The organism is Burkholderia sp. Bp9031 (assembly GCF_003857965.1).
In the GTDB taxonomy this organism is placed as follows: Bacteria; Pseudomonadota; Gammaproteobacteria; order Burkholderiales; family Burkholderiaceae; genus Burkholderia; species Burkholderia ambifaria_A.
On sequence record NZ_QTPW01000007.1, the window covers coordinates 158937 to 180172 of the forward strand.

Genomic DNA, 21236 nt, shown 5'->3' on the forward strand with positions numbered 1-21236 from the left:
TTGGCCTAGATTCTAAAGCGGTTGGCCCGCGCCAGCATGGTCGGCGACCGGTCGCCGAATCATGATGGGAGCCATCGCAACCCGCCCTTTCGGGCAATCGACCGGAGACCGCCGCCATGTCCAGGACCTATGCAGACCAGCCCGCCTGGCGCGCCATGCAGGCCTTCCTGCCGCCCGACTTCCAGTGGACGGCCGAGCGCGAGCCGCACGAAGAATGGTGGCACTGGAACGGTCATCGCCTCCACCTCGACACGTATCGCAATCCCGAGGCCAGGGTGAAGGTGATCCTGTTCCATGGCGTCGGCACCAACGGGCGGCAGATGTCGATGATCGCCGGCGAGCAGCTCGCGCGTCGCGGCTACGAGACGATCGCGGTCGACATGCCCGAATACGGGATGACCGAAGTCGCACGTGGCGCGCTCGTGCGCTACGACGACTGGGTGCGCGCCGGCAGCGACCTGATCGACGCGGAGCGCGCGAAGGACGACCGCCCGGTCGTGCTCTACGGGCTGAGCGCGGGTGGCATGCTGACCTATCATGTGGCCGCGTTGAACGGCAGGGTCGATGGCATCGTCGGCATGACGTTCCTCGATCAGCGCCTTCAGCAGGTGCGCGACGAAACCGCGCGCAACCTGTTCATGAGCCGCGTCGGCGGCCCGATGACGCACTTCACCGCGAAGACGCCGCTGCGCGCGATGCGCATCCCGATGTCGCTCGCGAGCAAGATGCACGCGCTCGTCAACCGCGACGACGCGCTGAAGGTATGGCTGTCCGATCGCACGTCGGCCGGCAACGCGATGACGATGGCCTTTCTCGATTCGTACATGTCGTATCGGCCGGCGCTCGAGCCGGAGCATTTCCGCGTCTGCCCGGTCCTGCTCACGCAGCCGGCCGCGGACCGCTGGACACCGAAGCACCTGAGCGAACCGTTCCTCGCGCGCATCCGCAACGTGCCGGTCAAGGTCGCGATGCTCGAGAACGCCGGCCACTATCCGCTCGAACAGCCGGGGCTTGCGCAGATGGTGGAGGCGATCGATGCGTTCTATCGCGACGTGACGGCGCAGCCCGCTCGGGCGCGGGAATTGTCGTGAGCACAACGATCCATGCCTGCTGACGACGCAAACAGAAAGCCCCGTCACCGCGGGGCTTCGTTCGGCCATCGATACCGGCGTGCGCGTCACACGTGCAACGCGTGCCCCAGCGCGCGCAACGCCGCCTCCTGCATCGCTTCGCCGAGTGTCGGATGCGCATGGATCGTGCCGCCGATGTCCTCGAGCCGCGCGCCCATCTCGAGCGACTGCGTGAACGCCGCGGCCAGCTCCGACACACCGCGCCCGACCGCCTGCCAGCCGACGATCAGGTGCGTGTCGCGCCGCGCGACGACGCGCACGAAACCGTCGGTCGCCTGCAGCGTCATCGCGCGTCCGTTCGCCGCGAACGGGAACGATGCGCCGATGCAATCGACGCCGGCCGCCTTCGCGTCATCGGGCGACCAGCCGGACGTGACGACCTCGGGATCGGTGAAGCACACGGCCGGGATCGACGCCGGCGTGAACTTGCGGCGCCGACCCGCGATCAGCTCGGCCACCATCTCGCCCTGCGCCATCGCGCGATGCGCGAGCATCGGCTCGCCGGCGACATCGCCGATCGCCCATACGTTGCGCATCGACGTCCGGCATGCGTCGTCGATCCGCAGCGCGCGGCCGTTGCGATCGAGCGGCAGCGCGTCGAGCCCGAAGCCGTCGACGCGCGGCCGACGGCCGACCGCGACCAACACGCGATCGGCCGGCAGCGTCTTCGCTGCGCCGTCGGGTGCCTGCACGCGCACCGCGCCGTCGCTCGCGAGGCCCAGCACCTGGTGGCCCAGCCACAATCCGACGCCGAGCCGCGCGAGCGAATCGGCCACCGGCTTCGCGAGTTCCGCGTCGTACGTGGGCAGCACGCGCTCCGCCGCTTCGACGATGCTGACGTCGACGCCGAGCTTGCGATAGACGGTCCCGAGTTCGAGCCCGATGTAGCCGGCGCCGACGACAACCAGCCGCTTCGGCAACGATGCGGGCGACAGCGCCTCCGTCGACGACACGACGTGCCCGCCGAACGGCATCGACTGCAACGCGACCGGCTCCGAACCCGTCGCGAGCAGCAGATGTTCGCATGCGATGCGCGTCGTGCCGTCGCCGGCAACGACATCGACCGTCTTGCCGTCGACGACGCGCGCGTCGCCATGCAGCACGCGCACGCCGTGCTTCTTCAGCAGCGCGCCGACGCCGCGCGTGAGCCGCTCGACGATGCCGTCCTTCCACGCGACGCTTTTCGCGATGTCGATCTCCGGCGTGCGCACGCGAATCCCGAGCATGCCTTCACCGGCCTGCCCGCACGCCTGCCCGAACGCGTCGGCGACATGAATCAGCGCCTTCGACGGAATGCAGCCGATGTTCAGGCACGTGCCGCCAAGGCGTTCGCGCTCGACGAGCACCGTGGGAATGCCGAGCTGCCCCGCGCGAATCGCCGCGACGTAGCCGCCCGGACCGCCGCCGACCACGAGCAATGTGGTGTGTTCGTTCGGCATCGCGCTCACTCCACGAACAGCAGCGCCGGGCGCTCGAGCACCCCGCGCACGGCCTGGATGAATTCGGCCGCATCCGCACCGTCGACGACGCGATGGTCGAACGACGACGACAGGTTCATCATCTTGCGCGCGACGACCGCACCGTCGCGAATCATCGGCCGCTCGACGATCCGGTTCACGCCGACGATGCCGACCTCGGGATGGTTGATGACCGGCGTCGACACGATTCCGCCGAGCGCGCCGAGGCTCGAGATCGTGATCGTCGAGCCGCTCAGCTCGTCGCGCTGCGCGCGGTTCGCACGCACCGCGTCCGCAAGCCGCGCGATTTCCGCCGAGATCGACCATACGTCGCGCGCTTCCGCATGACGCAGTACCGGCACCGTGAGGCCGCCGTCCGTCTGCGTCGCGACGCCCATGTGCACCGCACCGTATTGCGTCACGACACCGGCTTCGTCGTCGTAGCGTGCGTTGATCTGCGGGAAGTCGCGCAGCGCGATCACCATCGCGCGGATCAGCAGCGGCAGCGGCGTGAGCCGGCCGCGCGCGTCGCCGTGGCGTCGGTTCAGTTCGGCGCGCAGCGATTCGAGCTCGGTGACGTCGATCTCCTCGACATAGCTGAAGTGCGGAATGCGGCGCTTCGCTTCCTGCATCTTGCGCGCGATCGCTCGCCGCAGGCCGATCACCGGCACCTCGGTTTCGTCATTGCGTTCGTCGTAGCCGTGCGCTTGCGATCCACGCACCGCGGCGCCGCCCGTACGTGCATACGCATCGAGGTCTGCGTGCAGGATCCGCCCGGCTTCGCCGGTGCCGCGCACGTAGCGCAGCTCGATGCCCATGTCCCATGCGCGCTGGCGCACCGCCGGCGACGCGAGCGGCCGCTCGCCCGGCGCGAGTGCCGCGCGCGGCGGCACCGCGTGTCCGGTACGACGCGGCTCGGCCGGCGCACGATCAGCGGGTTGACGCGCCGTCTTCGACGCGTCGTGCGCTTCGGCTGCTTCGGTGACTGTCGACGACTTCGCTGGCGCATCGACGGCTACCGGATGCGGCGTCGCCTCCGCTCCGGCATCGCGCGCCTTCGCACCTTGTTTCAGGTTGCCGTCGCCTTCGACCTCCAGACGAATCAGCTCGCTGCCGACCGCCATCATCTCGCCGATCCGGCCACCGAGTTCGAGCACCTTGCCCGCGACCGGCGACGGAATCTCCACCGCCGCCTTGTCGGTCATCACGTCGGCGAGCGGCTGGTCTTCAGCGATCACCTGCCCGGGCTGCACGTGCCAGGCCACCAGCTCGACCTCGGCAATCCCTTCGCCGATATCCGGCATCTTGATGACATGAATCCCCATCTCAGGCCTCCATCACGCGTCGCAACGCTTCGCCAACCCGGGCCGGGCCGGGGAAATACGCCCATTCCTGCGCGTGCGGGTACGGCGTGTCCCAGCCCGTCGTCCGCTCGATCGGTGCTTCCAGATGGTAGAAGCAGTGCTCCTGGACGAGCGACACCAGTTCCGCGCCGTAGCCGCAGGTGCGCGTCGCTTCATGTACCACGACGCAGCGCCCGGTCTTGCGCACCGACGCGACGATCGTGTCGAGATCGACCGGCCACAGCGTGCGCAAATCGATCACCTCCGCATCGATGCCGGTCTCCTCGGCCGCGGCCAGCGACACGTGGACGGTCGTGCCGTACGTCAGCACCGTCACGTCGTTGCCGGGCCGCACGACGGCGGCCGTATCGAGCGGCACCGTGTAATAGCCTTCCGGCACCACGCTGCCCGGATGCTTGAGCCACGACGTGACCGGACGCTCGTGATGGCCGTCGAACGGCCCGTTGTACAGGCGTTTCGGTTCGAGGAAGATCACCGGATCGTCGTTCTCGATCGATGCGATCAGGAGCCCTTTCGCGTCGTACGGATTCGACGGCATCACCGTGCGCAATCCGCAAACCTGCGTGAACATCGCCTCTGGGCTCTGGCTGTGCGTCTGGCCGCCGTAGATGCCGCCGCCGCACGGCATGCGGATCGTCATCGGCGCGGTGAACTGGCCCGCCGAGCGATAGCGCAGCCGCGCGCCTTCCGACACGATCTGGTCGGACGCCGGATAGAAGTAGTCCGCGAACTGGATCTCGCAGACCGGCCGCAATCCATACGCGCCCATCCCGACCGCCGCACCGACGATCCCGCCTTCCGAGATCGGCGCATCGAATACGCGCGACTTGCCGTACTTGGCCTGCAGCCCTTCGGTGCAGCGGAACACGCCGCCGAAGTAGCCGACGTCCTGGCCGAACACGACCACGTCGCCATCGCGCTCGAGCATCACGTCCATCGCGGAGCGCAGCGCCTGGATCATCGACATCGGCTGCGCCGATGCCGTCGTCGTTTCATGTTGCGCCATGATCACGCTCCCAGTTCCTGGCGCTGACGGCGCAGGTGCGCGGGCAGCTCCTTGTACACGTCGTCGAACATCGACGCCGGCGACGGAATCCGGTCGTCGGCCAGCGTCCCGAACGTCTCCGCTTCCTTCTGCGCGGCGATCACCTCGGCTTCCAGTTCGGCCGCGAGCGCGTCGTGCGCGCTGTCCGACCAGATGCCTTTCGCGATCAGGTGCTGCTTGAAGCGGGCGATCGGATCGCCGAGCGGGAAATGGGCCCAGTCGTCGGCCGGCCGGTACTTCGTCGGATCGTCCGACGTCGAGTGCGCACCGGCACGGTAGGTGACCCACTCGATCAGCGTCGGACCGAGATTGCGACGCGCGCGTTCGGCCGCCCAGGTCGATGCCGCGTAGATCGCGAGGAAGTCGTTGCCGTCGACGCGCAGCGAAGCGATGCCGCAGCCGACGCCGCGCCCGGCGAACGTCGTCCCCTCGCCGCCCGCAATCGCCTGGAACGTCGAGATCGCCCACTGGTTGTTGACGACGTTCAGCACGACCGGCGCGCGATACACGTGCGCGAACGTCAGCGCGGTATGGAAGTCGGCTTCCGCGGTTGCGCCGTCGCCGATCCATGCGGACGAGATCTTCGTGTCGCCCTTGATCGCCGAGGCCATCGCCCAGCCGACCGCCTGGATGAACTGCGTCGCGAGATTGCCGGAAATCGAGAAGAAGCCGGCTTCGCGGTCCGAGTACATCACCGGGAGCTGACGCCCCTTCAGCGGATCGCCTTCGTTCGACATCAGCTGGCAGATCATCCGGTCGAGCGGCACGTCGCGCGCGATCAGGATGCTCTGCTGGCGGTAGGTCGGGAAGCACATGTCGCCGTGGCGCAGCGCCATCGCATGCGCGGCGCCGATCGCCTCTTCGCCGAGGCTCACCATGTAGAAGGAGATTTTCTTCTGACGCTGCGCGATCATCATGCGCGCGTCGAAGATGCGAGTCTTCAGCATCGCGCGCATCCCGGCGATCAGACGCGCATCGTCGAGGTCCGGTGCCCACGGGCCGAGGGCCTGGCCGTGGTCGTCGAGCACGCGCACGAGGCTGCGGGCGAGATGGGCGGTGTCCGCCGGCGCGACGTCGATCGGCGGTCGGCGAACCGCGCCGGCCGGCGATAGATGCAGATAGGAAAAATCCGTCTTGCAGCCCGGACGCCCGGTGGGCTCCGGCACATGCAGACGCAATGGCTCTGACAGGCTCATCGTGTTGTCTCCACGCTCGATTGTGTCTCACGCTGTTGGAAACGCGCGGCCGGTTGCCGGCTCGCGCGCGGGCTGGCGCACGGATAAGCACGCCAACCTTGGGAATGTATGCCTCGCGACGCGCGACGTCGATGACCAAGCCGCTCGATTACGGTGAGCAGATTTGCCATGGCGGGTATCGGCGGGCGATCGGTGTTGCCGGCGTCGCGGATGAAGCACGCGCGTGCTGCGATGCATCAACGACCGGTGCGGCGCGTATCGAGGCCGGTCGGAACGGTACGGTACGGCCGATCATGCCGGAGGGTGCGAAGCAAAAGACCCCGCGAAATCCTGGATCTCGGCGGGGTCTTGGTGGGGCCCGGGCGTTTCCGCACCCGTGTGCCGGGTCGTTCCGGCACGATGCGTTACGCGTCGGGGCGCGCGATGTCGAAGCGGCTGTCCGGCTTGACGTGCACATAGGCCGACGGGCCGCCCGCGCGAAGAATGATGCCCGCGCCGAACGTGTCGAAGATGCCGTCCTTCAGCAGGTCGTGGCGAATATGCACGGCGACGACCTCGCCCAGCACCAGCGTGGCCGGCGTCTCGACGCCGTGGTGATCGCGCAGCCGGATCACGTCGGTCACCTTGCATTCGAAGTTGACGCCGCTTTCCGCGACGCGCGGCACGTTGACGAGACGCGACGCAATCGCGGTCAGGCCGCCGAGTTCGAATTCGTCGACGTCGTACGGCACGGCGGCACAGGTCTGATTCATTCTCTCGGCAAGGTCGCGCGTCGCGAGGTTCCATACGAACTCGCCCGTCTCCTGCACATTGCGCAGGCTGTCCTTCGCGGCCGTGCTCGAAAAGCCGATAATCGGCGGGCGATAGTTGAATGCGTTGAAGAAGCTGTACGGCGCGAGATTGAGCGTGCCGTCGCTGCCGCGGGAAGAGATCCAGCCGATCGGGCGCGGGCCCACGATCGCATTCAACGGATCGTGCGGCAGGCCGTGGCCTTGCGAGGGTTCGTAATAGTGGTAGGTCGGGTGCGTCATGGCGGGTGGTCCTGCGACTGGCAAATTGCGTTGAAAGCAATCGGCGCAGGCGTGTGCCGGTGGAGCACACGCGTGCGGCGCGACGTCCTTTGCCAAGTATCACATGGCCTCACATTCGTCGCAGTGAAGCGCGCCACGGGCCGTGTTGCAACGCCGGCGCACGCGGCATGCCGAATCAAAAATCTGCGAGTGCATCGCTTCTCGCGCGTCTCGCCGAGGCCCCGGCGCCAGGAATCGCGGCAAAAGGAGAAAGCCCCGCGATCCTTCACGCTGTCGCGTGCGGGCCGCCGGGGAAGCCGATGAGGTAGCCGGCGAACAGCAGCAACGTCAGAAATGATGCAGTAGCGCGACACGCACGACGTACTGGTTCGGGCTCGACGAGATGTCGGCAGCGCCCGGAACGTACGCGTAGTCGAAGTCGGTTCCGGTGTGCGCATTCATCGCATGCTGATAGACCCCTTCCACGAATACCGACGTGCGTTTCGACATGTCGTAATTCAACTTGGTGCTCAACTGATGCCACTTCGGATTGAACGCGCCGACCGTCGAAGCGACACGGGCCTGCGTGTATGTGTAAGCCGCGCCGAGGTACAACGCGGAAGTGAAGTGATACAGCCCGTTCACCTCGAAGTTATCGAATTTCCACGCGTTCCATGCGCCGCCCGCCGGCTGCGTCGTACCGGTGAAATACGCATTCGACGTCGGATCGTACACATCGACGTGCGAGTACGTGAATCCGACGAGCGCATTCGAAAACGCGTAGTTCACGCCAATGCCGATGTTCTGCTGAGACGACGCGTCGAACGTGTTGTCGCCGGTGATCGCGCCTGTCGTATCGGCATTGCGTGCATTGTTGATCTTCAAATACGACGCGCCGACCGTCAGCCCTCCCTGCTGATACTGCAGCGCGGCGCCATACAGACGATTGTTCGCAAAGCCGCCCGCCTGGTTGCTGAATCCGTACATCGCTTCCGCGGTAATTCCGTGCCATACAGGCGACACGTATTTCACCGAGTTGTTCACCCGGAACGAGTAATCGGTGTTGTCGTTGTCATACGGATGCGCGAACAGATAGCCGGTCCAGTTTCCGTTCGCGGTGAGCGGCGAAAAAATGTCGACGCTCGGATCGTATTGGCGGCCGAGCGTCACGGTACCGTAACGGTCCGACGCGATGCCGACGAAAGCCTGGCGGCCGAATTCCCGGCCACCCTGGCTCATTTTTCCGTTGTTGACGTCGAAGCCGCTCTCCAGCGTGAAAATGGCCTGATAACCTCCGCCGAGATCCTCCGTACCCTTGATGCCCCAGCGGCTGCCGTAATCGTAGCCGCTTTGCAGTTGCACGGTTCCGTGGCCGCGTGCGTTGCTCGTGTAGTTGATCCCGTCCTCGATCTTGCCATACAGCGTCACGCTGCTTTGTGCATGCGCGGCGGCTGCAAGCAACGCGGCGGGCGCAATGATCCCCCAACGCTTGTTCATGTGATTTACCCCCAGGTCGTTCGTTTGCCGGTCGCAATGCTTGCGCGCTGCGAATGCGTGCCGCGTCGATGTTCCCCCGCGATGCGACGGGCGCAGTGTAATGAGCCGTTTTTCTACTGTTAGTGGCCGGCAGCGGAAAGGTGCTCTCCAGAATGGAGACTATTTTTCGGTATGGAAAGCGGCTAGCAAGATGTTGAAGATCACTTTATTTTGGCGAGAAGTGCGGTGCGGCAAACGAATTCAAATGCTTGGCCTTCGAGTGGACGACGAAGCTTTTTCACCGAACGTTGCGTGCTCTCGAATGCAGGCTTGACCAGATCTTTGGCGCGAGCCAGTTGTACAGGTACAGACGCAAATGTAGGTGGAAACTGCGGGATTCCGACGATCGACATGCTTTAGTACAGCAAATCACCTGTGCCTTTCCTGTATCGATACAAACCGGCTATCATGGATATAACGTAATCAAGGAGGAAAAGAGCATGGCGACTTACAAGGAACTCAAAGCACAGATGGAAGCGCTAGCAGAGAAAGCTGAAGCTGCTCGCTTGGCAGAATTTCAAGCCGTCATCGAGGACATCCGCATCAAGGTCGCGGAATACGGCATTACCGAGAAGGACATATTCGGCCCGCGGCGCCGCGGAACCGCAGCGCCGGCAAAGGCCCCGACGGAGGCCAGATATCGCGATCCAAAGACCGGCGCGACATGGTCTGGTCGCGGTCGCGCTCCGGCATGGATCAAGGATGCGAAGAATCGCAATCGGTTCTTGATCGGCGAGTAAGTCTCGTTGGCCGCGACATGAATCAGGCGTATAGGCGCGAGTTCTGCTCGCGCCTATGCAGCAATTGTCGCGATCAGTTGTAAAGCTAACGTAATGTTAGCCGCCATCCCCTGTTGGACAAGGCCAAGGACAATCCATCCGCACTGCCCTTCAGATCGTCCAGGTAGTCGGCCCTCGTCTGCATCATCACGCGGCGCTCCCTGACGAACTTCGTCCGGTTATAAGCCGCGCCCGGATTTTCGGGTACCACGTGCGCCAACTGATGCTTCGTCCTCGTGTTCTGATCCGTGAAGCGCCTGATCTCGAACGGTATAGCGACGCCTGCAAAAAATTCGTCCAGGCTGCACGCACGCTTGGCATCGTTATCGCGCTCAGGTTTGGTTATCGCGAACACTACGACGAATGTATCGACCTTCTGGACTCGGCGCTTGCGGTCGGCTGATGGGCACCAGATATCTATCGCACGTGTCTGCAGGCGGCAATCAAGAAACTTTCTCCGATTCTGAGTCGCTAAGTCAATCACTGCTTCCGGCAGGTCGCTTTCGACTTGCCGGAAGTCTTTCTTTACACAGAATTTCGATCGACCCAGGGCATAGGTTTCCGTACCAAACCGCCGTCCCGATCCGTCTACGACAAAGCCTCGGAACGAGCGAGTCGAACTGGTGCCGTCTCTTTAAGGGAGATGGCGACGACAAGCCCAATAGCCAACGCACTCATACCAAGCTGCATGATGTATTGAATACCGAAGTGCTGCGCAACATACCCCGCGACCGACGGTGCAATTCCGCCGCCGAATATCTCGCCGACGCCGATCACGAGCCCCGACGCAGTGGTCATAAGGTTCGCCGGTACGGCTTCCGCGCTGATCGGCCCGACCGTCAGCGTGATCATCGCGAACACGAAGAAGATCGTCGCCAGCAGCCTCGCGAACAGCGCGACCGGATCGGCCCCCGTGCGCGAGAACGACCACAGCGACACGAACGCGCCGAGCACCGATAGCACCATCACTGGCCGCCGCCCGATCCGGTCGGACAACGACGGCATCGCGATCCCGCCGAGCGTTCCGCCGATGCCCGTCGCGGACAGCACGAAACCCATCTGCTGCAGATCCAAGTGCAGATAATCGGTCAGGTAGTTCGGCAGCAGCGCGCTCAGCACGATCAGGCAGGTCAGCCAGCACAGCATTCCGACGAAACACAGCGGCACGTTGCGGTAGCGCAGCACGTCACGCCAGCGATGGGGGCCGGCATCGGCGGTGCCGGTATGCGCGGCCGCGCGTTCGGCGCTGGTATCGCGCAGCACCTTCCATGTCAGCCCGCAGACGACGAGCCCCGGCACCGCGACCATCGCGAAGATCCAGTGCCACGGCACGACGCGAATCAGCTGCGTGACGATTATCGGCGCGATGCCGAGGCCGAACAACGGCAGTGCCGCCTGCTGTATGCCGACGTTGCGGCCGTGGCGTGCCGGATCCGACGCATCAAGCGTCGCCGTGATACTCGACGGCGTGTATGCCCCTTCCGCGAAGCCCATCACCGCGCGGATCGCGATCAGGCTGCCGACGCCCCACGCGAGCCCGCTCGCGCAGGCCAGCAGCGAGAATGCGAGCATCGCTGGAATGATGACCTTGCGGTGACCGAAGCGGTCGGACAAGTTGCCGGTCAGCAGCGCGGACACGCCCCACGCGACCGATAGCGCCGCCGTGATGTGGCCGAGATCCTGGTAGTCGAGTTTCAGGTCCCGCATCATCAAGGGAAAGAGCGGCATGATCATGAAGCGGTCGACGCCGACGAGCCCGAATCCGAGCGCGAGCAGCGCGACGATCTTCCATTCGTATGAGGTGTCCCGGCCGGACACGCGTGCGTTGTTCATCTGGTTTCTCCAAGAGGGTGCGCGGGTCGCGCGGTCAGAACACGGTGTGCATGCCGATGCGGGCGATCGCCTGGTTCGCGCCGGACGACGCACCGTCCGGATCCAGCACGCCGTTGATCTGCGCGCGTGCGCCGCTGCTCGCGCGCTGCCATGCGCCGCTCGCGTAGACCATCGTCCGCTTCGACAGCCCGTACTGGACGGTGGCCGTCAGTTGGTGCGCATGGTTGTCGTCGAGCGCCGCGTTGCCCTTCATGTACATGTAGTCCGCGCCGAGCGTCGTCGCGCCCGTCAGCTTCCACGTGCCGCCCACCTCGGTCATCCACGCAGCGCCGCCCGACGCCGTGTTGCGCACCGTCGTAAACAGCGCGCTCAGGCTGGCCGCGCCGAAGCCGTAGCGCAGGCCAGCACCCCAGTTGCGCACGCTGGTCGCGGGCGCACCGGCCTGCGCGCCATATTTTTCGTTCGTATAAGCGGCGGCCGCGCCGAACGTGCCGATCGAATAGTCAGCGCCAACGCTCACGGTATTGTTCGCGCCGATGCTGCCGGGCACGCCGCCGACGCCGTACAGTGCGCCGAACTTCAGCCCGCCGATCACGGGACTCACGTACTTGACCGCGTTCGCGACGCGCTGGCTGCCGGCCATCCGGTCCCAGTCGAACGCACCGGTCGGATTGCCCGGCAACGCAAGCTTTTCGAACGGGCCGTTGCGCAGGTTGTACAGGCCACCCACGTCGCGCGCCGCATCGACACCGCCGAAGAACAGCGTGTCGGCCATGAACTCATACTGATTGCCAAGCGTGATCGTGCCGTAGCGTTCGTTCTGCACACCGACAAACGCGGTGCGCGCGAACAGCCCGTCGCCGATCGTCGCGCCCGAACCGATCGCAATCTGGCTGACCAGCTGGAAAATCACGTGCGTGCCGCCGCCGATATCCTCGTTGCCGCGCAGCCCGACGAGGCTCGGCGTGAAAATGCCGTCGTCGAACTTCGCGACGCCGTGACCGCCTTCGTTGCTCACGTAACTCACGCCTGCATCGAGCAGGCCGAACAGCGTGACGCTGCTCTGCGCGGATGCAGCGCACGCATACCCGAGCGCCAGCACTCCGATTGCACAGGTTTTCCTGTCGACCATCCAGATCTCCAATGTGATTCGTTATACTGATTAATATGACGAGAATGAAGCGCCTGAAGCGCCGGGCCGGGCGGCCCGACGAAGATGTGCCGGCGCGAGCCGGCGGCATGCAGTGAAGCTCAGCCGGCTTCGGTGTTCTCGAAGAAGTAGTCCGGCACGTCCGGGCCCCAGAGATACAGCGAGTCCTCCGGCGCGTGGTCGCCAACCGGCCACTCGACGCCCGCACCGACATAGTCGATGTCGGCCGAATACTCCCAGAACGAGCCCCACGGATCACGCACGTACTGGAAGTAGTTCGAGCCCAGCACGTGACGACCCACGCCCCACCCTTCGACGTAACCGGCCCGCTGCATCTGCATCTTGCCGAGCCCGACATCGTCGACAGCCGGCACGTCCCATGCGCTGTGATGCCAGCCCTTCGCGCTACCCTGCGCGAACGCGACCAGGTGATGGTCGCTGCCGTGGCGCGCGTGCAGGAACGCGACGATGCCCGCCGCACCGTCCGACAAACCGAGACCGAGCGCCTGCTCGTAGAACGCGATCGCCCGGCCGATGTCCGGCGTGAACATCAGCACGTGCGACAGCCGCACCGGATGCACGGTCGGCGCATCGCCGCGGAACAGCGCGCCGCGCTGCGGCCGGATGCCGGTCGCGCGCGGCGCCGCCGGCTTGCATCCGGGCGTCGTCTTCGCGCCCGTCTTCAACTGCAGCAGGTTGCCGTCCGGATCCTCGAACCAGAAGCCGTCGTCCGTCGCGCGCCCGTGGGGCGGCGCCGCCGCGCGCGCGCCCGCGTCGAGAATCTGCGCGCGCAGCGGTGCGAAGTCGTCGGCGAAGCAGTTCAGCGACAGATACGCGAGCCGCTTGCGCGGCCCCTCGCGCAGTGTCGCCCATACATGGCCGCCGGGCTCGGTGCGCAGCCGCAGTTCGTGTTCGCCGGCCTCGACGTCGAAGCCGAACGCGGTCACGAAGCGATAGGCGTCTGCCAGGCCCGGCACGTCGAGCGCGAAGTGGTCGATGCTGTGGATGCCGAACGGGGCCCGCTTGCTGATCCCGGTCCTGGCAGTCGTCGAAGTCGTCATTCCGGCCTCCGTTACGCTTCGGCCAACGCGGCCGCGTCGGCATTCACGCGTGCCTGCCCTGCGCCGCCCAGAATCCGCGACAGCACACGGCGCAGCGCGCCGGCCGGATCGTCCGCCAGCGCTTCCGACCGCCATGCGACGAAGCGGTCCGGCCGCACCAGCACGCAGCCGTGATCCTCGATCTCGCGCTGCCGCGCCCAGTCGCCGTACGCATCGAAGGTCGACGTGCCGTGCTCGATCGACACCGCGCGGATCTCGATGCCGAATTCGTCGCCGACCTGCTTCGCCGCGTCGAGCCACGCGTGCCCGCCGGCACCCGTGAGCACCGTGAACGCGCCCTGGCCAACGAGGTCGAGCGTCGACACCTGTGTGCCGTCGCGCTGGATCCACGCATGCGGAATGGACGCGCCCGGCGTCGTCGTCGGATGATAGTAAAGCTCCGGGTCGCGCGACGGAATCGGGAATGTCGCGCCGTCGCGCACGATCGCGGACGAGGTGTAGTGCTGCCCGAGCTCGACACCATGGCAGTTGAACTGATAGTTCTGCAGCTCGACCGCGTCGGCAAGCGCCTTGCGGCGCTTGCGGCCGGCGTCGTCCTGCGCGAACAGCCCGTCGAGCGACGCCCAGCCTTCTTCGACGCTCTGCCCTTCGGAGAAGCCGAGTGCCTTCGCGATCGGCAGCATCTCGCCGACCGATTTGATCGCACGATTCACGACCGTCTCGGCAACCGGTTGGCGTTCGTCCGAATAGGTCCGCAGCAGTGCGGGCGACGCCTGCCCCTTCACGACCATCGCGAGCTTCCATGCGAGGTTGAACGCGTCCTGCACCGACGTGTTCGAGCCGAGCCCGTTCGCCGGCGGATGGCGATGCGCGGCGTCGCCGGCGATCGCGACGCGGCCCTTCACCATGGTGCGCGCGACCATCCGGTTGATCGTCCATTTCGACACGGCCTTCACGCGGATCGGGATGTCCGGGTCGCCGATCGTCGTGCGCGCCCGCGCAATCACCGCGTCGTGGCTCAGGTCGGGTTCGCCGTCCTTCGGGTTGTACATGAACAGCAGCACCCATTCGTTCCACGGCCGCACGCAGATGTACGTGCCGCTGCCGACCCAGTAGTCGCTGCCCGGCTGGCTCATCCAGTACAGCACGCCCGGACGATGCGCGGTGTATTTCTCGAGGTCGACCTCGAGCCAGCAGTTCACCGCGCAGCCGAGCCCCATTTCGCCGTCGAGTTCGAAGCCGATCTGCTTGACCACGATGCTTTGCGCGCCGTCCGCTCCAACCGCGTAATCGGCGATCACCTCGATCTCCTCGCGCGTCACGACATCGATGAGCTGCGCGATCACTGCGTCTTCCGTCTGACGAATCGACACGAGTTCGGTGTTGAACAGGATGCGCGCGCCGTACTCGCGCGCCGCCCCGAGAATCACCGGTTCGAGCAGATCCTGCGGCGCATTGCACATCTGCGACGGGCTGGCCGCCTCGTAATCGGCCTTGCGGCGCGTGCCGGTGCCCCAGGTCTGCAGCCGCGCGATCTCGCGATCCGCGAAGCTGGTCGCCCACACGTTGTTGGTCATCAGCTCGTTCGGCGTTGCGAGCGCGCGCACGCGCTCCTCGATGCCGAGGTCGCGGAACACCTCGATCGTGCGCTGGTTCGTGATGTGCGCGCGCGGCGAATGGGCAGTGCCCGGATAGCGCGTGATCGCCAGCACCTCGACACCGTATTTCGCCAGCAGCGCCGCGGTCGTCAGCCCGGCCGGCCCTGCGCCGACCACCAACACCGGAACTCGAATCTGTCTCATGTCTTCCTCAGTCTCTTGATAGGTCCGTTCAACGGCCGGCGTTCACTGCGCCGCGTCTTCGTCGCGCACCGGATTGCGCAGGATGCCGAGCCCTTCGATCTCGACCTCGCACACGTCGCCATCGCGCATGATCAGCTTCGGTTCACGCGCCCAGCCGATGCCGGCCGGCGTGCCGCTGACGATCACGTCGCCGGCTTCCAGCGTGATCGCCTCGCTGACGATCGCGATCAGCGTCGCGACGTCGAACAGCATGTCGCTCGTGTTCGCCGACTGCACGACCTTGCCGTTCAGCCGCGTTTCCAGCCGCAGCCCCGCGCCGCCCGCTGGCAGCTCGTCGGCGGTGACGAGCGCGGGGCCGAACGCACCGGTGCCGTCGAAGTTCTTGCCGACGGTCCATTGCGGCGCCTTGAACTGGTACTCGCGTACCGACCCGTCGTTGAACACCGAGTAGCCGGCTACGCAATCGAGCGCGCGCGCCTTCGGCACATGACGGCCGCCGCTCTTCAGCACGACGGCCAGCTCGCCTTCGAAGTCCAGCGAATCGGACACGCGCGGGCGGATCATCGGCGCGCCGTGCCCGATCAGGCTGGTCGTGAAGCGTGGGAACAGCGTCGGATAGGAAGGCTGTTCGTACGGGCTTTCCTTCGTGTGGTCGGCGTAGTTCAGCCCGACGCAGATGATCTTGCCGGGCCGCGTCAGCGGCGGCAGCCACTGCACTTCGTCGACGTGAAAGGTCGGGCCGGACGTGTGACGGTCGGCGAAGCCGGCCAGATCGATACCACTCGCGAGAAGTTGCTCGAGCGTCGCGTCGCCGAGCGACACGATGGTCGAGTCGCGCTGCACGCCGAGCATCCGTTTGTGGCCATCGGGCGAAAAATTCACGTAACGCATGACATCTCCAGATCAAGGGGGTCGCCGCCGGGCTGGCCGCGATTTAGATACAAATTTATAAAATATATATATTTTCGTCTTTGCATGTTTACCCTAGGCTTCGCATATATCTCCGTGTTCTGCATATAATTTAGCCATCTGGAGGGAAACATTCGTGGACATGACGTTTGACGACGTGACGACCGGCGGCTCGCGCACCATGGCGTCGGTACTGGCCGACACCATTCTTCGGGACATCGTGTCCGGGGCGCTCGCACCCGGCTCCAAGCTGAAGATCCGGGAGTTGGCCGACCGCTACCAGGCCGGCGTGATCCCGCTGCGCGAGGCCGTGTCGCGGCTCGCGATGAGCGGCTTCGTCGACGCGGAGGACCAGCGCGGCTTTCGCGTCGCCCCTGTTTCACGCGCGGACCTCGAAGACATTACGTCGGCGCGACAGCGCATCGAATCGGAAGCACTGCGCGACGCGATCGAAAATGGAAACCTCGAGTGGGAAGCCGCGGTGCTCGCCGCGCTTCACCTCGTCAGCAGCCTGCCCAGCGTTATTGACAATCCGCAGCGGATGAATCCGGACTGGGAGCGAGCACACGATCATTTCCACGCAACGCTGCTGGCCGGCTGCCGCTCAAAATGGCTCAAACATTTTGCGGCGACGCTGCGCACGCAGACGGCCCGCTACAGGCATCAGTCGCTGCGCAGCCAGCATGCGAGCGAACGGGATGTCGGTCGCGAACACGAGGAGATCGTGAAGGCCGTGCTCGCACGCGACGCTGATCGCGCCTGCGAACTGTTGCGCCAGCACTTCGCTGCTACCGCGCGGCTCGTACTCGATGACGCCACGCCGATCCCGCAAGCCAGCACGCGTGCACGTGGGTAGCGCCAGGCTGCACATTCCGTTCGTCTCGACCGCTCCTCATCGAATTCGTGCAGTCGGCTGCGGGTGCCCGCTGTACAACCCGGTCCGCATTCCCGGTAATCATCGTCAGACATTCATTCAGCTTTCCTTATCACACCGTCCATATTAGCGGCATCCCTATCTCGCCTTCCCCTTGTTCTGTTCGATGAACGAGAACACTATGTTCTGTCCGGGCGGGCTACGCACCGCACTACGAATCGCATAAGCTGACGACACTCGCCGGCCCCCAATCCGACGACTCACCGGGCACGAGATCTAGCTTCAGCCTCGCGAACCTATCGTCACTGCGCCACACCGGAGCAGGCACCCATCGCGCGACAGGCCTGCAAAATCGTGACCGCAGCTTCCCCCCTGATCTGGAGAGAACCATGGCAAGCGAACCGATTCGCGATCCCGCGAACGACCACCTGCTCACCCCGCAGAACGCGGCGTTCATCGTCATCGACTACCAGCCGGTCCAAGTGAACTCCATCGCGTCAATGGATCGCCAGCTGCTGATCAACAACATCGTCGGTGCATCGAAGGCCGCGGTCGCGTACGGCCTGCCGATCGTCCATTCCACCGTCAACGTCAAGACCGGCCTGAACAAGCCGCCGATCCCGCAACTGCGCGCCGCGCTCGAAGGCTATCCGACCTACGACCGCACCAGCATCAACTCATGGGAAGACGTCGAGTTCCGCAAGGCCGTCGAAGCCACCGGCCGCAGGAAACTGATCATGACCGCGCTGTGGACCGAGGCCTGCCTGACCTTCCCGGCGCTCGACGCGCTGAAGGCCGGCTACGAGGTCTATGTGGTCGTCGACGCGGTCGGCGGCACGTCGGTCGCCGCGCACGAAGCCGCGCTGCGCCGCATCGAGCAGGCCGGCGGCCAGATGATCAGCGTCGCGCAGCTGTTCTGCGAACTGCAGCGCGACTGGGCCCGCAGCGCAACCGTCCCGGCGTTCATCAACCTGTTCATCGAAACCGGCGGCACCGCAGGCATCCAGTTCTCGTACGACAAGAGCTGAGCGGCGACTGCGAATGCTGTTCCGTGCGGTTGCGCCCGCCTCGTCCGCGACGGGCGCAACCGCGAAGCAACGCTGCATCGACGCCCGGCGTCGATGCTTTCCCTCCGACCGATAACGGATACGAACGCGCCATGGCCGACTATCTTTTGTTCGCGGGCCGCTTCTTTATCGCGCTGATGTTCGTGCTGAGCGGAATCAACAAATTCCTGTTCTTCCAGCACGGCCTCGACGAGGTTCGCGCGAAGAACTTGCCGTTCCCGCGCCTCGCCCTTGCGAACACGATCATCGTCCAGCTCGCCTGCGGCATCGCGATCATGGTCGGCTTCCAGACCACGCTCGCGTCGCTGCTGCTCGCGGTCTTCACGCTTGCGACCGCGGTCGTTTTCTACGACTTCTGGAACCAGCAATGCAACCAGCGCACGCTGATGCTCACCGGCTTTCTCGAACACATCAGCATCATCGGCGGCTTCATGATCCTGATCGCCGCCGGCCCCGGCCACCTGGCCGCCCATGCGTGAAGCGGATTCGCCGATGACCGGCCGCCCCGCACGCGCCCGGGATCGAGGAGAACGAAGATGACGCAACTGCACATCGTCGCGGTGCTGTACGCCAGGGCCGGCCAAGAGGCTCGCCTGCGCACCCGGCTTGCCGAGCTCGTCGAGCCGTCCCGGCAGGAGCACGGCAACCTGCGCTATGAACTCCTGTTCGACGAAGCCGATCCGCGCCGCTTCGTGTTCGTCGAGCTGTGGGAAAACGAGAAGGCCCAGGCCACGCATCACAACGAAAGCCCCCACATCCAGACTTTCCAGACCCGTCATTGGGACGCCGTTGAAAAGGTGGAAGTCTTCCGCCTGAACCGGATTACATAGGATCTCGCTTACGTCACACGTTGAGTAACATTCACCAGGCACCGCTTTACCTTCGATCTGTCGATGCGATTTCAGCATCCATCGAAATCGGATGATCTTCATGACCAATAGCAGTAGCTCGACCGTCCATGGCATACGGCCCTCACGCACGATCGCGCCGGCTCTTGGTTACGACCTTAACGACCTGTACTACTTTGTCCAGGTTGTCGACTATGGCGGATTTGCGTCAGCCGGGCGCGCACTTCAACTGCCAAAATCGCGGTTAAGTCGCCGTATCGCCATGCTGGAACAACAACTAGGCATCAAGCTGATCCACCGCTCCACGCGCTCGTTCTTCATGACGGAATATGGTCAAGCCTACTACGCTCGTTGCAAGACCATGCTCTCGAAAGTCGAAGCCGCTCAGGCATTGATCGAATCGGCACATGTGCAACCGTGCGGCACCGTTCGTCTATCGTGTCCAATTGCGCTGCTCCATACGCACGTCGGGGCAGCAATCATCGCGTTCGCCGCTCGCTATCCCGAAATCAAAATCGAACTCGTCGGAATGAACCGGCGTACCGATGTCATCCGGGAACGACTGGATATCGCGATATATTCGAATGCTGAACCCTGCGACACTCAGGATCTCGTCGTACGCGTGCTTGGTCATGCTACTCAATACCTGGTCGCGAGCCCTTCCTTATGCGAGCGTCTCGGCCGGCCGCGCAAGCCGACCGATCTTCGATCCTGGCCAAGCCTGGGCTTCGGCCTGCCGACACCGGGGCATGTGTGGTTGCTCACTGCCCCGAATGGGACACAAATTTCCGTCCACTATGTACCGCGCTTCGTAACAACCGACTTGCTGACTCTTCGCAAAGCGGTAGTCGCCGGTCTTGGCGTCGCACAACTACCGATGATGATGGTGCGTGATCAGCTCGCCGACGGGGCTCTCTTTCGAATCTTGCCTCACTGGCCGCCGCGTCGCGATGTAATTCATGCCGTCTTTTCGACGAGAAAAGGCATGCCAGCTGCGGTACGGCTACTTCTGGATTTTCTCGCACACCGCTTCGAGACCACGGAAGATATGTAGCGCCCCACAAACACGAGACACGCTGATCAGCCCCTCCTGATATCGCCACTCAACTCACTCTCATATTTCGTCGATCCGGGCAAACGAATCGGCCAGAAAATCCAATAAGGCGCGCACTGATGGCAGCAGTCCACGGCGGGACGGGAATACCGCGTGAACGATTCCGCTTTTCGGGAACCAGCCCGGCAATACGCGGACAAGGTCGCCACGCCGGATCTCGTCGCTCACCATCATCAGGGGCAATTGGACAATGCCGGCGCCGGCAACCGCTGCCTGACGCAAGGAAATCATGTCGTCCGTCACAAACCGGGGTACATGTCGAATCGTCGTCTGAACACCATCCGGGCCGACGAGGTGCCAGGCATGCTGCGGCTGCGGCGGGCCGAAATCGAGGCTCGGGCAGCCGGCGAGATCGATCGGCATCGCAATGTCGTGCCGGCGCACGAGCGCAGGACTCGCCACGAGACACCATGTGCGCTCGCCAAGGACGCGCATCACGAGATCGCTGTCTTTCAACGGCGGTGGCCGTACGCGAATGGCGATGTCCACGCCCTCACCAATCACATCGACAACCCGGTTGGTCGCCTCAAGATGGACTGTGACTCGCGGTGTAACGGCCATGAACTCAGCCAGCATTGCACCGATTCGCGCGTGTAGCATCGCGACCGGGCAGACCAACCGGATCACGCCCTGCGGCTCCGCGCGCATTTGCTCGATGGCGTCTTGCGCTGCCTCGGCCTCGACCAGCACCGCCTTGCAGTGATTGTAGTAATGCTGACCGATATCGGTAATCGAGAACTGACGCGTGGACCGCTGGACAAGCCGCACGCCGAGTTGCTGCTCGAGCGTCGCGATTCGCCTGCTCAATGTGGATTTCGGGATACCCAGGGCGCGACTGGCGGGCGCGAAACCTCTGTGGTCAACCACCTGCGCGAAGAAATAGAGATCGTTCAGGTCTTGCATCGGCTCGGTTGATCGTTCCATAAATGGGACACTGAGGATAACTCGTGCAGACTACCGGCGCAAAACATGATCCTCTACGCTTACAGCATACGAGTTCCCCGCCAACACCGAGCCGATGCGATCAAGATATTCCCCGCTCTATCGCAACTGCCTATCCG

Annotated in this window: 20 protein-coding genes; 8 read left to right on the top strand and 12 right to left on the bottom strand. The window is 64.6% G+C overall.

Annotated elements, in window-relative coordinates; translation table 11 throughout:
- The first annotated feature begins 116 nt into the window (after positions 1-116).
- Positions 117-1091, top strand: coding sequence for an alpha/beta hydrolase (locus tag DIE15_RS12010; RefSeq protein WP_124833286.1), 975 nt, complete (start codon positions 117-119; stop codon positions 1089-1091).
- Positions 1092-1177: 86 nt separating this feature from the next.
- Here the strand turns inward: DIE15_RS12010 and lpdA are convergent, their stop codons facing one another.
- From lpdA to DIE15_RS12040, 6 genes are all read right to left on the bottom strand, one after another.
- Positions 1178-2569: a dihydrolipoyl dehydrogenase gene (gene lpdA / locus DIE15_RS12015; protein WP_124833287.1), complete on the bottom strand. Its 1392-nt coding sequence runs from the start codon at positions 2567-2569 to the stop codon at positions 1178-1180.
- A 5-nt stretch (positions 2570-2574) separates the two neighbouring features.
- Complete coding sequence (locus DIE15_RS12020) at positions 2575-3912, bottom strand: dihydrolipoamide acetyltransferase family protein (protein ID WP_124833288.1); 1338 nt, start codon at positions 3910-3912, stop codon at positions 2575-2577.
- Position 3913: 1 nt separating this feature from the next.
- A complete protein-coding gene (locus DIE15_RS12025; protein WP_057927858.1) occupies positions 3914-4957 on the bottom strand; it encodes an alpha-ketoacid dehydrogenase subunit beta in 1044 nt (347 codons plus the stop codon).
- Between the two features lie 2 nt (positions 4958-4959).
- A complete protein-coding gene (locus DIE15_RS12030) occupies positions 4960-6192 on the bottom strand; it encodes a 3-methyl-2-oxobutanoate dehydrogenase (2-methylpropanoyl-transferring) subunit alpha (RefSeq protein WP_057927857.1) in 1233 nt (410 codons plus the stop codon).
- A 404-nt stretch (positions 6193-6596) separates the two neighbouring features.
- Entirely contained in the window at positions 6597-7223 is a 627-nt protein-coding gene (locus tag DIE15_RS12035) for a flavin reductase family protein (protein ID WP_057927856.1), read from the bottom strand.
- Positions 7224-7550: 327 nt separating this feature from the next.
- A complete protein-coding gene (locus tag DIE15_RS12040; RefSeq protein WP_057927855.1) occupies positions 7551-8699 on the bottom strand; it encodes a porin in 1149 nt (382 codons plus the stop codon).
- A 479-nt stretch (positions 8700-9178) separates the two neighbouring features.
- Here DIE15_RS12040 and DIE15_RS12045 point away from each other — a divergent pair, with 479 nt between their 5' ends.
- Positions 9179-9478: an H-NS family nucleoid-associated regulatory protein gene (locus DIE15_RS12045; protein ID WP_057927921.1), complete on the top strand. Its 300-nt coding sequence runs from the start codon at positions 9179-9181 to the stop codon at positions 9476-9478.
- A gap of 250 nt (positions 9479-9728) precedes the next feature.
- On the top strand, positions 9729-9920 hold the full coding sequence (locus DIE15_RS36970) for a hypothetical protein (protein ID WP_185734431.1): 192 nt from the start codon (positions 9729-9731) through the stop codon (positions 9918-9920).
- Between the two features lie 185 nt (positions 9921-10105).
- Here DIE15_RS36970 and DIE15_RS12055 read toward each other — a convergent pair whose 3' ends face one another.
- From DIE15_RS12055 to DIE15_RS12075, 5 genes are all read right to left on the bottom strand, one after another.
- Positions 10106-11350, bottom strand: a complete 1245-nt coding sequence (locus tag DIE15_RS12055) for an MFS transporter (protein ID WP_124833289.1) — start codon at positions 11348-11350, stop codon at positions 10106-10108.
- A 34-nt stretch (positions 11351-11384) separates the two neighbouring features.
- Entirely contained in the window at positions 11385-12482 is a 1098-nt protein-coding gene (locus DIE15_RS12060) for a porin (protein ID WP_124833290.1), read from the bottom strand.
- A 119-nt stretch (positions 12483-12601) separates the two neighbouring features.
- Positions 12602-13561, bottom strand: a complete 960-nt coding sequence (locus tag DIE15_RS12065) for a VOC family protein (protein ID WP_124833291.1) — start codon at positions 13559-13561, stop codon at positions 12602-12604.
- 11 nt (positions 13562-13572) lie between these two features.
- Positions 13573-15363: an FAD-dependent monooxygenase gene (locus tag DIE15_RS12070; RefSeq protein ID WP_124833292.1), complete on the bottom strand. Its 1791-nt coding sequence runs from the start codon at positions 15361-15363 to the stop codon at positions 13573-13575.
- 42 nt (positions 15364-15405) lie between these two features.
- Positions 15406-16254, bottom strand: coding sequence for a fumarylacetoacetate hydrolase family protein (locus DIE15_RS12075; RefSeq protein WP_124833293.1), 849 nt, complete (start codon positions 16252-16254; stop codon positions 15406-15408).
- Positions 16255-16414: 160 nt separating this feature from the next.
- On the opposite strand from DIE15_RS12075, the gene DIE15_RS12080 reads away from it, so the two are divergent.
- The 5 genes from DIE15_RS12080 to DIE15_RS12100 all read left to right on the top strand — a co-directional run bounded on the left by DIE15_RS12080 (position 16415) and on the right by DIE15_RS12100 (position 20115).
- The gene (locus DIE15_RS12080; RefSeq protein ID WP_124833392.1) at positions 16415-17128 is read left to right on the top strand and encodes an FCD domain-containing protein; all 714 of its coding nucleotides are present in this window, start codon (positions 16415-16417) and stop codon (positions 17126-17128) included.
- A 407-nt stretch (positions 17129-17535) separates the two neighbouring features.
- The gene (locus DIE15_RS12085) at positions 17536-18174 is read left to right on the top strand and encodes a hydrolase (RefSeq protein ID WP_124833294.1); all 639 of its coding nucleotides are present in this window, start codon (positions 17536-17538) and stop codon (positions 18172-18174) included.
- Between the two features lie 131 nt (positions 18175-18305).
- Positions 18306-18692, top strand: coding sequence for a DoxX family protein (locus DIE15_RS12090; protein ID WP_124833295.1), 387 nt, complete (start codon positions 18306-18308; stop codon positions 18690-18692).
- A 57-nt stretch (positions 18693-18749) separates the two neighbouring features.
- The gene (locus tag DIE15_RS12095; RefSeq protein ID WP_124833296.1) at positions 18750-19043 is read left to right on the top strand and encodes a putative quinol monooxygenase; all 294 of its coding nucleotides are present in this window, start codon (positions 18750-18752) and stop codon (positions 19041-19043) included.
- A 100-nt stretch (positions 19044-19143) separates the two neighbouring features.
- Entirely contained in the window at positions 19144-20115 is a 972-nt protein-coding gene (locus tag DIE15_RS12100; RefSeq protein ID WP_124833297.1) for a LysR substrate-binding domain-containing protein, read from the top strand.
- 60 nt (positions 20116-20175) lie between these two features.
- On the opposite strand, the gene DIE15_RS12105 is transcribed toward DIE15_RS12100, so the two are convergent.
- A complete protein-coding gene (locus DIE15_RS12105; protein ID WP_124833298.1) occupies positions 20176-21078 on the bottom strand; it encodes a LysR family transcriptional regulator in 903 nt (300 codons plus the stop codon).
- Between the last annotated feature and the right edge of the window lie 158 nt (positions 21079-21236).

Bases quoted from the DNA above. Each gene is read 5' to 3' on its own strand.
- DIE15_RS12100 (WP_124833297.1), top strand. From the start codon at position 19,144: ATGACCAATAGCAGTAGCTCGACCGTCCATGGCATACGGCCCTCACGC.
- DIE15_RS12080 (WP_124833392.1), top strand. From the start codon at position 16,415: ATGACGTTTGACGACGTGACGACCGGCGGCTCGCGCACCATGGCGTCG.
- DIE15_RS12085 (WP_124833294.1), top strand. From the start codon at position 17,536: ATGGCAAGCGAACCGATTCGCGATCCCGCGAACGACCACCTGCTCACC.
- DIE15_RS12040 (WP_057927855.1), bottom strand. From the start codon at position 8,699: ATGAACAAGCGTTGGGGGATCATTGCGCCCGCCGCGTTGCTTGCAGCC.
- DIE15_RS12025 (WP_057927858.1), bottom strand. From the start codon at position 4,957: ATGGCGCAACATGAAACGACGACGGCATCGGCGCAGCCGATGTCGATG.
- DIE15_RS12095 (WP_124833296.1), top strand. From the start codon at position 18,750: ATGACGCAACTGCACATCGTCGCGGTGCTGTACGCCAGGGCCGGCCAA.
- DIE15_RS12055 (WP_124833289.1), bottom strand. From the start codon at position 11,350: ATGAACAACGCACGCGTGTCCGGCCGGGACACCTCATACGAATGGAAG.
- DIE15_RS12010 (WP_124833286.1), top strand. From the start codon at position 117: ATGTCCAGGACCTATGCAGACCAGCCCGCCTGGCGCGCCATGCAGGCC.
- DIE15_RS12065 (WP_124833291.1), bottom strand. From the start codon at position 13,561: ATGACGACTTCGACGACTGCCAGGACCGGGATCAGCAAGCGGGCCCCG.
- DIE15_RS12045 (WP_057927921.1), top strand. From the start codon at position 9,179: ATGGCGACTTACAAGGAACTCAAAGCACAGATGGAAGCGCTAGCAGAG.
- DIE15_RS12090 (WP_124833295.1), top strand. From the start codon at position 18,306: ATGGCCGACTATCTTTTGTTCGCGGGCCGCTTCTTTATCGCGCTGATG.
- DIE15_RS12020 (WP_124833288.1), bottom strand. From the start codon at position 3,912: ATGGGGATTCATGTCATCAAGATGCCGGATATCGGCGAAGGGATTGCC.
- lpdA (WP_124833287.1), bottom strand. From the start codon at position 2,569: ATGCCGAACGAACACACCACATTGCTCGTGGTCGGCGGCGGTCCGGGC.
- DIE15_RS12035 (WP_057927856.1), bottom strand. From the start codon at position 7,223: ATGACGCACCCGACCTACCACTATTACGAACCCTCGCAAGGCCACGGC.
- DIE15_RS12060 (WP_124833290.1), bottom strand. From the start codon at position 12,482: ATGGTCGACAGGAAAACCTGTGCAATCGGAGTGCTGGCGCTCGGGTAT.
- DIE15_RS12075 (WP_124833293.1), bottom strand. From the start codon at position 16,254: ATGCGTTACGTGAATTTTTCGCCCGATGGCCACAAACGGATGCTCGGC.
- DIE15_RS12105 (WP_124833298.1), bottom strand. From the start codon at position 21,078: ATGCAAGACCTGAACGATCTCTATTTCTTCGCGCAGGTGGTTGACCAC.
- DIE15_RS12030 (WP_057927857.1), bottom strand. From the start codon at position 6,192: ATGAGCCTGTCAGAGCCATTGCGTCTGCATGTGCCGGAGCCCACCGGG.
- DIE15_RS12070 (WP_124833292.1), bottom strand. From the start codon at position 15,363: ATGAGACAGATTCGAGTTCCGGTGTTGGTGGTCGGCGCAGGGCCGGCC.